We start from the raw sequence: 14,816 nt of genomic DNA on the forward strand, positions 1-14,816 counted from the left end.
TCCTGCTGATTGTCGAGGAGAGAGGCAGAGTAATATGAATATAGAACTCAGAGATTGATTCGGTATTCTCCGAAAATTAGTTAGCCTGATTTCGGCATCAAATTTTTGGTTGAAGGTATAAGGCTTCAGTTGTTAGGTTAATAGTTAGAAAATTTATGAGAAATATAGATGAATTGATTTTCTTATGTTCAATTCTTTGATGACTAATCACAAATTTGACTCGAATCTTTCCCGTCAAATCTTTCAGCACCAGAAGGGTTGAACATTATTCAACCCATATCACTTGCCCAGATCTTATATTTTTATGCCGAACAGAGTTTAATTACTAGCGCCAATCATCCCAATTATTGTTGAAAATGGATGTGTTGGGAAATTTAGTGGGATTACCATTTTTGTCGAGAGTTTCTTTCAACTCCTGCAATGGTTTATTTTTGAAAGCAAATCCTTCTGTAAATTCATAGGGAAAAATTGCTTTATCTAAGGCTAATGAGGCTGTAACACCTGCGGCGGCACCAGAAGACCACTCAAAGGAATGTACCCTATAAGCGGCGGCGGCAATATGACTGGTAGCGATACTTTTACCCACAACCAACATATTATCTATTTTTTGCGGAATCATGGCTGATAGGGGTATTTGAAAGGGATAAGCCTGTCCTTGTCCTCTTCTTTCTCCTTCTCTTTCTGTGTTTCCAGATTTTTCAGGGGGGCTTTCATTCATGCAGGGGTGAAAATCAATGGCATAGTGTCCGATGCCAACGGAATCTGGATAAATGGTTGAGCGACTTCTATTTTTTACATCATTAGGATCAGTCTCACCACTTAATACGGAAAAACCTTCTAAACCAGCTAAAAGGGCTTGTAGGCGCCGATATTGTTCGGGGGTTAAGACTTGTCGATAATAATCATCGTGGTAGTTACGACGAGAAATATCAATTTCATTTACCATAAAACCGTCAGGATAAGCATAGTTAGGTCTGCCAATAATCCTTCTTGCTTCTCTCATATAAGGATATTTTGATAAACCGTGCATTGTACCCATAGGGGAATTTAAGCCTGTGAGTAATTTTTGATTGGGATGAGGTTTTTTTACTCCTTCTCCTAGTTGAGAGTCTGTTGTACCTGACACTAACCAATAGTAAAAACCTAGAGCATTTTCTTCTCCTTTTCTGAGGGTTTCTGTGCGTAATCCTCCCATCCATCCACCAGGTGTTAGCTGTCCTGTTTCTTGCAGTTGTTCTTTCGTATAAATGAGGTTATCTTGAGGTGTTCCGGGTCTATAGTCGTTGCCCCATGTCCAGTTTTGCATGGATATATCACCGGGAGTGGGTTTTGTCCAAGTTATACCTTGAAAAGTCTCTGTTTCGCTGGGTTGTGCTTTCCATATACGGCGATAGGTATAGACTAGGTCAAAATTTGCTAATCTTTCTAATTCATAGCTATAGTAAGGCTCATACTGCTCATAGAAAGAAGGTTTAGATTGAGGTTGAGGCTCTTCTGTTTGTTCCATGGCGAAGGTATAGGTAAATCCTTGGGTGCAATAAGGATCTGGGGTAGCACTCGATGACGATGGTTCAAGTTCGCTACGGGGATCAATTCCTAGTTTATAGGGTACGTCGGTTAAGGCTATAAGTTCCCCTGTTTCTGTTGCTTCTACCACTATCCATTTTAGTTTGTCATTGGCTTTACCATTTTGAGGAGGAGAAAATTTAATGATGGTTTTTTTTAGTCTTTCGGAATCTTCATAGGTATAAGCATCTTCGATGATTTGAGATAGAGGTTCTGTATTTAATGGGGGGGTGTTTGGCTGGGCTTGATGTTGAATTGCGATCGCACTTGTGATTTGTTGTCCCGTACCGCTATTGTTTAATGTTTCAATGGTTAAGTCTTTAATAACGGTGTTGGGAAACCATTTTAATTTACCTTTGCCTTTCTTGGCGGCATTTTCTAACTGTTCAAATAGGATGGTATGGGCATCTTTGGGCAAAAAGCAAGATTGACTAACCCAACATTCTCCGGGGTTTAACTTGCCATAGTATTTTTCTATGTTATCCCTCAATTCTAAATAACCCCTTGGGAAAAATAACTCTTGTCTTTGGGTGTTTCTTTCATCTAATGCAGAAGTACCCTGTGATGAAATTTGACCACCTACCCAGTCGGTAATATCCGTTAAGCAAACGGTTTTTCCTCTTAATAAAGCCTCATAGGCTGTTGCGGCACCCGCTAATCCTCCTCCTACTACTAGAATTTCACATTCTTCTGTTTTCTCAATATTTCTCGGCAAGGATGAGGCTATTGAAGGAGAAGTTGCAAACAAGGTTAAAGGTAATGAGATTAATTTGCCCCAAAAGTTACGTTTACCAAAGTTAATCATGAATTATGATGATGAGTTAAGTATATTTGTACATATATTACCAATAGATAATTGTTACTGAAAAAAAGTTTCTTTGTGATAAGCGATGATAAAGGATTAAAACCAATGATAAAAGGGTGTTCAATACATTTAAGGTGAACTTTTAACTGTATGGTAAATTACCATTTTTTAAAATTTATGTTAGATTATTAAGAAATGTAAATAACATGAGTAGGTAAATAGTTATAGATATTATGGCAAATCAAAATCATTTGAATTTAATTAGAAATATTCACGAATGGAATAAATGGCGTTTACAAAATCCTTATAGTATTCCCGATTTGAGTAATGCAGATTTACAGGGTTTAAATTTAGCTAATGTGAATCTTGGAGATGCCAATTTAAAGGGTGCAAACTTACAAGGTTGTAATTTAACTGATGCAGACTTAACGAAAGCTAATTTACATCAGGCAAATCTTAAGGAAGCAAATATTAGACGAGCAAATTGTTATAAAGCCAATTTCACCTTTGCTAATTTAGAAAAAGCATATTTATCAGAAGCCGACTTAAGTATGGCTGAGATGGAAAGTGTTAATTGTCAATATACCGATTTTACTGAGTCATATTTGATTAAGGCTAATTTAACTAATGGCAATTTTACCCATAGTAATCTTCAAGGTGCTGTTTTGACAGAAGCGAATCTATTGGGATGTCGTTTAGTGTCTGCTAATTTACGAGAGGCTGATTTAGGGGGAATTATTGGAACTCATACGGATTTTTATGGTGCGGATATGAGTGGAGTTTCTTTGGAAGATTGGCATATTGATGATACGACTAAATTAGATTATGTTATCTGCGATTATTGCTCTTTGAGTCCCAATAAATCGGTAAAATTCTATCAGGGTTTGACTCCCATTAATTTGAGATTGGAGTTATCTAAATCTGCGGATTCATCTTCGGTTAAAAAACAATCTACCCCTGCTTATAATGCTTCTTCTGTGAGAAAAAATTATCTTCATCAGGGTGATTCTCCTTATCTAGTGTTTAATTAACTCGATTTTACCTACTCAGTGAGGGAGGTATTTCTAGGTTATTTTCCCTCATTAATTTTTCGTCGCTCATTATCTTTTCAGGAATACCATCAGCGATGATTTTTCCTTTATTCATAACAATGACTCGATCGCACACTTCTAATATTAACTCTAGATCGTGGGCTGAGACTAAAATAGTTTCTGAGGAAGATTGTAGAAATTGAATTAGTTTCCTTCTTGCTTTTAAGTCTAAATTGGCACTAGGTTCATCGTAGAGAATTATTTTGGGTTGCATTATTAATACAGATGCGATCGCAACCATACATTTTTCACCCCCTGAAAGTTGATGGGGGATTCGATTTATTAAATGTTTAACACCGACAGTAGTAATAACTTGGTTGAATCTTGCTTCTATTTCTGAAGATGATAAACCTAAATTTTCCGCACCGAATATAATATCATCTTTGACAGTGGGACAAAATAGTTGATCATCTGGATTCTGAAATACTAGACCAATTTCAGGATGAAACTTTCCCGCCGCAATCGTTTTATTAAATAATTTAATTTCTCCTTGATTAAGTTTTAAAATACCACAAATAGATAAAAAAAGAGTTGTTTTTCCTGCACCATTTGCACCAATTATACCGACTTTTTCTTGATTATTAATAGTTAGACATAAATCATTAAAAATTTGTTGTTGGTTATAATTAAAAGATATATTATTAATTTCTACCGCTATCATTTATTTTACTATCAAAAATTCGTAAAAACTTCCAATTAAAAGTATTAATAAGTATTAATATCAAATCATATAATCAAGTTCAATATCTAAGAACAAATATAAAACATCGAAAAATTGAAAATATGATATTATTACTGACAATAATTATTATAAATAAAATCTGCTCAATGAGGTTAAGAAAATGAGGAGATCTAATGTTAATCAATGGGATCAAATTAGAGAAGAAGTAATATTATTATGTATTCAGTGGTACGTAACAGAAAACCTAACCTATACTCAATTAAAAAAAGTCATGGGGCAAAGAGGTTTTAAAATTGATCCTCGGACTATTAATTATTTAGTGAAAGAATATTCTCCCTTGGCAAAAAAAAGAGCGATGGAAACCCTTAGAAAAAAAAGAAGAGGATGGAGAATTGTGCAAATTCCTTTCAATTTGCGGGGTAAAAAAAAATATCTTTATAGAGCCTTAGATGCTCAGGGAAATACCCTTGATTTTATCATCACAAATATGAGAAATAAAGAAAAAGCGAGAGTTTTTTTTGAACAAACTATTCCTAAAAATTTAGAGCAAAGATTAAGTAAAATTTTATCTAACAGACAAATATTAAAAGTTGAAAAAAATAATCTAATTACAGGAAGCATATTTGTTATTATTTTAGTTATTATTGGATTTATTGTAATCAAACAAAAAGATAATAACCAAGATAATAATAGTAGCAATGCAGTCTATGGAAGAGGATTAATTAATAATGCTTTGGACATTTTATAGTGAAGATAAAAATTTTTTAAATAAACTCTTATTTCTCAGTTTATTAATATTACCATTTCAAACATTTTTAGGAATTTTAATTTTAGTATATATCTCTTATCAGGCATCGGTAAAAAACTGGAGTCAAATCAAAAATAGTTCTTTGACATTGGGTTTTATTTTTCTGAGTTTACTTTTAATAGTTAGTTCTATTTTTGCATATAAATCAGGAGAAGCATGGTTAGGCATAGTTCACTTTTTACCTTTTTTCTGGGTATTTTTAAGTTTGAGAACTATTGTTAAGACTTATGAGCAACTTTACACCATAGTTTGGTCTTTAATATTGAGTTCTATTATCGTTGTTTTGATCGCTATTGGAGAAATTAATTTTCATTGGGTAACAATAGATATAATATATAAATTATTTGGATGGCAATTAACTGGAGAAGGCATCCCCCCCGGAAGGGCATCTTCTGTTTTTCCCTACGCAAATCCGTTAGCTTTATATTTAGCTATTACCATTATTTTATCAACTGGATTACTGATAAAAAATAGTCAAAAATACTGGTTGAATAAAGTTAATTTATGCTTAATTTTTACGATCGCACTTAACGTTTATGGTTTAATTTTGACAGGTTCTCGTAATGGTTGGATTATTGTTTTTTTGAGTTTAATTGCTTTTGCTATTTATCGTCATTGGTATTTTTTATTGTCTTTGATTACTTTCTCAGGAATAATCGTTAGTTGGGCTTCTTTTGGGAATTTACCATTGCAAAATTTTTGGCGAAAGATAGTACCTAATTTTTTATGGCAAAGATTTTCTGATCAAATGTATGTAAGTGGTGATCGCCCGTTGGAAACCCTAAGAACTACACAATGGAATTTTTGCATAGATTTAATTGAACAACATCCACTATTGGGTTGGGGTTTAAGGAATTTTACAGTTTTATATGAAGAAAAAATGGGAATTTATTTAGGACATCCCCATAACTTTTTTTTAATGATGGGTGCAGAAACAGGTTTAACTACATTGGGATTTTTATTAGGTTTAATTGCTATAGTTTTAGCAAAAGGATTATTAATAATCAAAGAAGAAAAAATAGAACAAAATCATAACATAATTTTCTTTAGTTATTTAGTCGCTTTTGGTGCTTATATTATTTATAATTTATTCGATGTAAGTTTGTTCGATTTAAGGCTAAATATCTTAGCTTGGGTTATTTTGGGAGCTATTTCGGGTATAAGTGAAAACGTCAACCAAAATGAACAAATAAGAATTGTAAATAAATAAAATATATACCTTTTTCTTGAGGTTATATTACTAATTATCAATAGTGGTGAAAATATAACCAATGGTTGTCAATCTTGCTTCGGGTTTGAGTGCAATTACTTCTTCCTCTAACAGTCAAACCCATCTGGTTTGGGCTGAAAATTCCTTTCTCTGGTATGCGAAATACGATGAAAATTCGGAGACTTGGCAAGAAGCAAGGGCGATTAGCAAACTAGAAAATCAAGACATCAGCAACATCCAATTACTGTATGAAGATAATCTCATCCAAGAAGGAAATACAGAAGCAAAACAACCCGGATTTGTGGTGACATGGCAACAGGGTAGCGATAATGACAGTGATTTTTATTACACCGCAGGAAAATATGATGAACAAGGGGAATTACAATGGTTAGCTAATCCTCAAGCTATCACCTCAGACCAAGTAGGAGATTTAGAACCTACCTCTATAATTTATCAAGGGGATGTATTTTTGGTTGGTTCAAAGGTTGACTTTCTCAATCAAGCAAATCAGGCAATCAAAGAAGATACGGATTTATATTTTCAAAGATTTACTATCAATGACAGTCTTTTCTACGATGGTGATGTCACTCCTCCCCTTGCCTCTTATTCTCCCCAATTGATTCAACAAGGAGTCATTACCAATCTTATCCCCGTAAATAATACCCCTCAAACTGTTAATACTTTTAACTCTAATGCAGGGCAGGGAATTGGTGCGCAAAGTGATAGTAGCGAAAGCGAATCAGAAGCAGTTGTGCCTGAATATTCTTTTGCGTGGGGAGGAGGATTAGAATTTTCTGTTGACTTATTAGAAGTTCTCAAAGCTAAAGATAATGTGCCGAAAGGGATAGTAAGTAAAATTCTTACTCCTTTTATAAAGGGTGTAGAAATAGAAGTTTCTCTCAAAGGAGGTCAAAATTCTTCTTCAAATACGATTATAGGTTCTAGTGGGGATAATCTCAATCCTTATTTATCCGTGGAGGCAAAAACCACTTTTGAAGGAAAAGAGGTCAAGAAAATTGCTACTCTAGTCGCCGCCCCTGAAGTGGAGGGGGAAGAGCTAGTGGAGGAATCAGCTCAAAAAGAGGTGTCTGAGGCTACGGGTAATAAAGGAGAAAATGAAAATGAGGGAGGGGAGAAAGAAGGCTCTGCTTTTTCTGTTTCTTTGGGTATAGAGTCAGAATGGTCATTTGACCGAGAAACTTTACTTTTAAATGAAATTTTTGACAGTATTACTCTCACTTTTGAAGTTGATTTTCCTTTGGTGAAAGTTCCTTTAGTGGAAGTGAGTGCTTTTGGTGACATAGGTGCTTCTTTTTATGTTCAAGCCGAGCCTTTACCTGACGGAGATTACCAACCTCCCTTATCAGCTATTTTAGAGGTATTGGGAGGAGAAATATTAGGGGCTGGAGTTGCTTCTTTAGTGGGTGCTGTGGGGAATGCGATGCCAAAGGCACAGCTACGCTGCCCGCAACTAACAGTGATGAATCTACCGTTGAAGGGGCGATAGTATGGGCTTTAGCGGAGGCGGTTTTCTCTACGGTAGCTGATGCTATTACTATTGCCAATGATTCAGATCAATTAGCCTATCAAACTGCGATCGGATTTCCTATTGTTGAGGGCGGATTTAAATTTCAGTTAGGGACCAAAAACTTTAATTTTAACGGTTCGGCAGGGGTTGAAGTGGGTTTAGTTTGGGGTATTGGCGATACTCCTAATGTGCAGTTTTTGCTTTTTCCTATCGATGCAGGGACAAAAATAGGTCCGATCGTTTTTGGCATTAGTTTACGCCCCGGTTGGACTTGGAGAACAGGAGAAGATACCGCAGAAAGTACAGGAGTTTCTAGCGAAGAAATTGATTCTACAGGGGCGCAGGTGCAAGGTTCATTATTAACCATTGATTGGGGTGAAAATCTTGATCCTGATTTTGTGCCTGATGGCAGTCAGTTTGTGGTGACAGTAACCGATCAATTTGGCAATATTACCACTATTCCCGTATTTCAGGTTTTAATTGATGGTAGTATTCTACAGTTAAGACTAACAGAGATAATTCCTCTTTATGCTAATTATGACTATGCAACGGGGGATAATCCTCAACCACAACCTAATTTAATTCAAGTTAGTTATAGCACTTCAGATGATAGTAGTTTGAATTTACAGGATACTCAGGGGGAGGTGATAGACTCTTTTTCCCTGACGGTAGCTAATAATACTCCAAATCAATTTAGTGCTTTTTATAGCCCCATAACAGGTAACAGTCAAAACTACTCTCGATTCAACAATGAGCTAATTCTCTATTTTGATACGACTTCTCTTGATATTAATGTTATCCCTGATGTCCGTCGATTTACTGTCACTGGTGCAAATGTTGAGTCGGTTTCCATTTCAGACAATACCGTTATTCTCAAACTAGATAATATACCTAGTAACAATGCGGTAGTTAATTATAGTAATCAATCAGGACAAGGTAATTTATTATTAACCGCCGATGAAAATCAAATTGCCTCTTTTAAGGTGAGTGGTAATGGGCAAATTAGCCAAATTACTCGGATTCTTGCTGTTAGCTTTTCCGATGAACTAGAAAGTAATTTTGTTCCTAATACTAATCAATTTACCTTAGAAATTCTCGATGATAATGGCAATGTCACGGAAACAATTAACATTAACGTAAATGGCAAAAGAAGTCCCTAATCTCAGCATAGCGGATTAGCGGATGAATTTTGCCCAATAAAAAAAATATCCGTAGGAAACGGTATTTTAATTACGGGTATCGCTGACAGAGGGGATGCAAAAAGTAACTATCCCATGAGTTTAGTCACTGGGGATATAGATGGAGATGGAATAGAGGATTTAGTTATTGGGGCGCCAAATGTTAACAATGGTGATGGAATCGTTTATGTTATTAGGGGCAGTTATATCGCCGACAATCAAGGGCAAATTATCAATATTAATTCTGATAATAGTTTCTCTGATCAAAAAAATACTGCTTCTAATAATATTGGGTTTGTCTTTAATCCTACCGTTACAGGGGCTTATTTTGGCTATGCAGTGGCGGTGGGCAATTTTGACGGAAATGGCAGTTTAGATCTTGCTATTAGCTCTCCGGGGGCTAGTAAAGGCGATGGTTTAGTATATATTGCACATAATAATAGTGAGTTACAAACTTTCGCCACAGGTAGTAATGGTGAAAATCTCGGTTACAGTTTAGCGGTATCTCAAGCTAATGGAAAGCAAAGTTTTTCAGGTAATACTACCATAGATGATTTAATCGTAGGTGCACCTAGTTATGCTAGTAGTGTATCAAATCAATGGGTGGGGGCAGATCAACTGCCTTCGGAAAATCAAAATTTATTTCCCAATACCACATCCACCGCTATAGGTAAGGTTTATGTTTTTGGTAATAATCAAACTACTCCTCTTTATTCTTTTACAGGCTCGATTTTACCTTCTACCAATGGCACAGCCGAAAATTCTTTCACAGGAAGTGCCTTAGCTAGTGATGATTGGAACTTAGACGGAGCAAGAGATTTAGCCATTTCCGCTCCGGGTTCAGACAATAGTGATGGTTTAGTTTATGTTGTTAAAGGAGGAAAACCAACTTCAGGGGATTTAGACAGCATTAGTAACTTAATTATTCTTGGTGGTTTACCCTTCTCAAAAACAGGCAGTGAAATTGCATCAGCAGGAGATGTTAACGGCGATGGTTATGAGGATTTTTTGGTAGGCGCACCCCAAGGATTAATGGGAGTAGGACAAAGTTACTTACTTTTCGGACCTTTGGATTTAGACTCTCAAGGCACATTGTTTAATCTTAACGTCACTGCCACAGATAGTAAAAAAACTTTCCTCTTAAATGGTTCACAGCCTTATCAGTTAACAGGTTCTGCCCTTAGTGGTATTGGCGATGTCAATAATGATAATGTGGATGATTTGATGATAACTGCCCCCAATGCTCAACAATTATATGCAGTATTTGGTCATCAGTGGTTAGCAGACGATGGTAGTATCAAACTAGCGGATATTTCTGCTGATAACGGTTTTGTCATTGATGGTGACCTTTATAAGGCTAATTCAAAATCTTTAAATGGCAATGGTAATAATGTGCTTATCTTGGGAGATATTAACGGTGATGGTTTTGCGGATGTGCTTTCTGGAGGCAGTGAAGATGGTGCAGTTATTATTTTCGGGAGTAGCACTGAAAATCTTTTAGATGCCAGTGTTGGTAGTAATGATTTAATTTTGAGCGTGGCGAATCATTCGATACAAGATTTTGCCTCTTTGGGAGACTATAATGGTGATGGTTTACAAGATTTTGGGGTAATTGATGACGATAATAATTTTTATATACAATTAGGCTCTAATAATCTTAACAGTTTAGGCAATTTATCTTTATCTAATCCTTCTGTTACTTCTATCATAGAAGCGATCGAACTGGGAGACTATAATGGTGACGGTTATGATGATATTCTCCTCAACACTTCTAGCAATAGTCGTATTTATCTAGGCAATGAGGAAGGCAATGTTAACAACTTCCTTACTTTTAATCCAGTGGGGGGTAACTCCTTTAGTGATTATACCTTTGGCAGTATTGGAGATATTGACGGTGACGGTTATCAAGATATAGCGACAGGGCTTCCTCAGAGTAATTTTACCATTCAAGATGCCGCTAATGGGCAATTTACCATCTATACGAACCGAGGAAATCAATCCATCTTGCCTCCTGTAACCCCTTCATTATCCAATTTTCCTTCCAATGACTATAACCCTACCATCGCATCCTATGGTGTGCCTTCCCAACAATCCCCCGTGCCTCCTAATTTTGCGGTGTATCAAGGTTATTTGTACATGACATTTAAGGGCAATGGCAATGATGATATAAATGTTATGAGAAGTCGAGATGGTAACACATGGGAAAATCAAGTAGTTTTGACTTCTTTACAGACACCTTATAGTCCATCTTTAGTGGTTTTTGAGGATAAACTATATTTAATCCACACCTTTGAAGATAGCACTATTTACATAACTCCTTTTACTGGGGATGATAATTCTATTAGTTTTGGTGAATATACTGCTTTAATAGCGGATGCTGGTACTTCTCCTACTCCCATCGTATTCAATAACAAATTATATATCTTTTACATTGCTGATGGTGATGACCAAATCAATTATATAACCCTTTCTGATCCTGCTAATGTCACAGAGTTTGGCTATGATGAATTTAATTATATCAATGGTCAACAATCTTTCGATCGAGTCGGTGCTACCCTCACACCTGACGGGGAGAAACTGGTGTTAGCCTATAAAAACAGTAATAAAGCCGATATTTATATCACTAACTTTGATGGTAGTAATTGGAGTGAGGGGAAAATTGTACAAGATTCTCAAAACAATAACAATACCATAGAAACTACCGATGGTGTATCTCTTACCACTGTTGGTAATAATATTTATCTTGCCTATGAAGGAACAAAACCCAATGATTTAAGATATATTTACTCTCAGGATAGCGGTAATAGTTGGGAAAACGATCGAAATACCCCTAATCAGCTTGTTAATGGTGGCGCTTCTCTGACTTTTTTCCAAAGTAGCCTTTATTTTGGCTATAGTTCACAAGTTACAAGCAATGCTCCTCTTTATGTTAGCTATTCAGAGCCTATTTATAATACAAATCAAACTCAACAATTAGGAGAGCAACTATATAGTATAGGAGACTTTAATGGTGATGGTATCGAAGATTTTGCTATAGTTGCCCAAGGCTATATTGCAGATTTAGGCATTATTGATTTATCGGCAGGTTTACAAATCAGAAATAATCAGGGTGCTATTCTTATCTACTATGGTAACGCCAATGGTATTAGTAATTCCGCTAAACCTGATGTCGTTTTAGTCAATCCTCCTGTTACGGATAATCAGTCTCTTCTTTATGAAATCAATCGTTTTACCGCCATTGGAGACATTAATGGTGATGGTTACGATGATGTAGCAGTGTCATCTCCTACTACTAAAAGTAATGAAGGGTCTATTTTTGTTGTCTTTGGCGGTTCAAGTTGGCAATCAACTTATTCTGCGACAAATCCTTTTGATTTAAGCAGTTTGAGCAACAATCAATCTAATTCAACCACCGATAACTCTAATACTAATGGCTTTTTAATTACTGGTTTGCCCGCATCTCAAGCTGGAATTTCTCTCAGTGGTGGAGAGGATGTCAACGGTGATGGTTTTGATGATTTTACCGTAGGCGCACCGGGTAACGATGACGATTTAACCTATGTTATTTTTGGTAGTGATTTTACCCAACAAGTTAATCAAACAGGTACTATTGGGCGCGATCGCATGATTGGTACTCCCACAGGAGAAATTTTTATTGCGGGAGAAGGAAATGACAGAATTTATAGTAATGGTGGCGTTGATGTAGTTTATGCCAGTGTGGGCAATGATTTTGTTACCGTTAATGATACTTATTTTCGTCGTTTGGATGGTGGCACAGGTATTGATACCCTTAAATTTACAGGCTATAACGGACAAAATTGGGATTTAACAACCCTTTCTCCCGGTAATCGTTTGCGTAACTTTGAAATTTTAGACATCAAAGATTATGGAGAAAATACCTTAACCCTTAATTCCCTCACCGTGACTCAACTTTCATCTAATAACACCATTACAGTATTAATGGATAAAGAAGATACCCTTAATCTTAGTGCTGATTTTGTCAACGAGGGAATAATCAACCGCAATGGGGAAACCTATCAAAAATATCGAATTGATGGTGCAACAGTTCTCATTTTAGAGGACATAGTTCAAACAAAAGCATTTACGCCCCTTTCTCTCTCTCTCTACAATACAGGCGTTGATGATTCAGGTACACCTTTAAATAACAATAGTACGGGAGACCCCCATTATGAATTAGTATCTGCTCCCGACGGCAGTAGTTCAAATATTCTTGTTACCAATTCAGGAGACGGCATATCTGGATGGATTTCCCCTGATAATAATAACAGTGACTCTTCTCCCCCCGGAGATTATACTTATCGTACAACTTTTAATTTACCTGACACAGTTAATCTTAGTCAATTCTTTATTGATGGTGAATGGCATACTGATGATGAGGGTATAACTATTACACTTAATGGTATAGAGCAATATTTAGCAAGTAATCCTAACTTTAACACTGATTTTGTTCCTTTTACTATCAATGAAGGTTTTATCGCAGGAGAAAATATTTTAGAGTTTACGGTTAATAATGCAGGTACAGAGATTAATCCCACAGTTTTAAGAGTAAAATTCGATAATGCTTTTGATAGTAACATTCAATTTTCTGCCCCCTCAACTAACATTCCTCAAGCAATACTCAATCCTGAAAACGTAAGTCAGGTATCATCAGCAAATAATAGTGTTGTCAGTATAGACGAATCAAATAATATAACAGAAGTTTCTAGTTCTCTTTTTGCCAATACCAGTAATAATGAAGACAGCACAACTAATTTATACGTCACTAATCCAACCGTTAACGAAGCCGATGGAGAAGTTAAATTTACCATTCAACGCACAGGCAACCTAGATAAATATGTCCAAATCCATTATGTAACTCAAGATGGAAGGGCAAAAGCAGGAAACGACTATCATCCCACTGTTGGTAAAGCTATTTTCACTCCGGGGGAAAGCAGTATTAATGTTTCTGTACCCTTAATCTTAGATGATGTTTATACTGGCACAAAAGACATCGGTTTATTTGTCACCCTCGAAAAAGAAAGTCATACTCCTTTGATAGATGAATTTAATATTCATGCAGATTTTAATAATGGGATTATTAACAGTTGGCATCATATCCAAGAAGAATCAACTCATCCTTTGAGTTTAATCAATGGGGAATTAGAATTTAGGGTAACTGCTACAGAAGGAGAAGCAGAAGTTAAACTTTATTTTGACGGTAATCATGAGTTTAATCGTTACTATATCTTCAATACCCAAAACCAACGTTATGAGGTATTTGACTTTAACGGGGACACGGGAGCAGAATTATTTGATGAAGATGATGATAGTAATTATGAAGGAGTTATTTTACATCTTCAAGACGGTAGCGAACATGATTTAGACGGTGCGAGAAATGGAGTTATTATCAAACGAGGGTTTTTTGCTGGAGGCAATCCTCCCGAAACTGTTTTAAATAAACCGATGTACCGTTTTCGCAATAGTGATTATGATACGGGTGCTTATCTTTATGCAGGAGAAATCGAAAGTGAGTCTATCAGAGAAAATTATCCTAATTTTGTGGAAGAAGGATTCGCTTTTTATGTTTCTACGACTCCTCAAGATGGTTTAATTACTTTTAATCGTTTTCAAAATCTCGATTATCCCGGCAGTTACCTTTATGCGGAGGAAACTGAAAGCGAGTCTATAAGAGAAAACTATCCTAATTTTGTGGAAGAAGGAATTGCTTTTTATGCTTATCCTCAAGGCTCACAAATGGCAGATGTAATTTCCCGTTTCCAAAGTAATGATTTATTGGGTAGTTATCTATATACGAGCGAACCAGAAACAGATAATGTTATCAGTAACTATGCTAATTTTAATCTTGAAGGTATTGCTTTTGAAGCGGTTGTTGCCTAAAACTACCTGAGTTCTATGAAAAAAGTTTTTAAAAAGAAGAAGTTAAGATC

At 35.9% G+C, this 14,816-nt stretch carries 8 protein-coding genes; 6 read left to right on the plus strand and 2 right to left on the minus strand.

Translation table 11 applies throughout. The features are described 5' to 3' along the window. Positions 1-325: 325 nt before the first annotated feature. A complete protein-coding gene (locus CYAN10605_RS01060) occupies positions 326-2,371 on the minus strand; it encodes an FAD-dependent oxidoreductase (RefSeq protein WP_015218093.1) in 2,046 nt (681 codons plus the stop codon). A gap of 233 nt (positions 2,372-2,604) precedes the next feature. Here CYAN10605_RS01060 and CYAN10605_RS17675 point away from each other — a divergent pair, with 233 nt between their 5' ends. Next, positions 2,605-3,402, plus strand: coding sequence for a pentapeptide repeat-containing protein (locus CYAN10605_RS17675; RefSeq protein ID WP_015218094.1), 798 nt, complete (start codon positions 2,605-2,607; stop codon positions 3,400-3,402). Positions 3,403-3,409: 7 nt separating this feature from the next. On the opposite strand, the gene CYAN10605_RS01070 is transcribed toward CYAN10605_RS17675, so the two are convergent. Further along, positions 3,410-4,123: an energy-coupling factor ABC transporter ATP-binding protein gene (locus CYAN10605_RS01070; RefSeq protein WP_015218095.1), complete on the minus strand. Its 714-nt coding sequence runs from the start codon at positions 4,121-4,123 to the stop codon at positions 3,410-3,412. Positions 4,124-4,304: 181 nt separating this feature from the next. On the opposite strand from CYAN10605_RS01070, the gene CYAN10605_RS01075 reads away from it, so the two are divergent. The 5 genes from CYAN10605_RS01075 (at position 4,305) to CYAN10605_RS01095 (ending at position 14,766) form a co-directional block, all read left to right on the plus strand. Continuing rightward, entirely contained in the window at positions 4,305-4,892 is a 588-nt protein-coding gene (locus CYAN10605_RS01075; RefSeq protein WP_015218096.1) for a DDE-type integrase/transposase/recombinase, read from the plus strand. Further along, positions 4,873-6,162 carry an O-antigen ligase family protein gene (locus CYAN10605_RS01080; RefSeq protein WP_015218097.1) on the plus strand — a complete coding sequence of 430 codons (1,290 nt, stop codon included), beginning with the start codon at positions 4,873-4,875 and terminating at the stop codon, positions 6,160-6,162. The genes CYAN10605_RS01075 and CYAN10605_RS01080 overlap by 20 nt, the downstream gene beginning before the upstream one ends. A 61-nt stretch (positions 6,163-6,223) precedes the next feature. Continuing rightward, the gene (locus CYAN10605_RS01085) at positions 6,224-7,669 is read left to right on the plus strand and encodes a hypothetical protein (RefSeq protein WP_015218098.1); all 1,446 of its coding nucleotides are present in this window, start codon (positions 6,224-6,226) and stop codon (positions 7,667-7,669) included. Between the two features lie 173 nt (positions 7,670-7,842). After that, positions 7,843-8,850: a SwmB domain-containing protein gene (locus tag CYAN10605_RS01090; RefSeq protein ID WP_041922394.1), complete on the plus strand. Its 1,008-nt coding sequence runs from the start codon at positions 7,843-7,845 to the stop codon at positions 8,848-8,850. Positions 8,851-8,964: 114 nt separating this feature from the next. Beyond that, positions 8,965-14,766, plus strand: coding sequence for a Calx-beta domain-containing protein (locus CYAN10605_RS01095; RefSeq protein ID WP_015218099.1), 5,802 nt, complete (start codon positions 8,965-8,967; stop codon positions 14,764-14,766). The last annotated feature ends 50 nt before the right edge of the window (positions 14,767-14,816 follow it).

This window comes from Cyanobacterium aponinum PCC 10605 (genome assembly GCF_000317675.1).
Classification (GTDB): domain Bacteria; phylum Cyanobacteriota; class Cyanobacteriia; order Cyanobacteriales; family Cyanobacteriaceae; genus PCC-10605.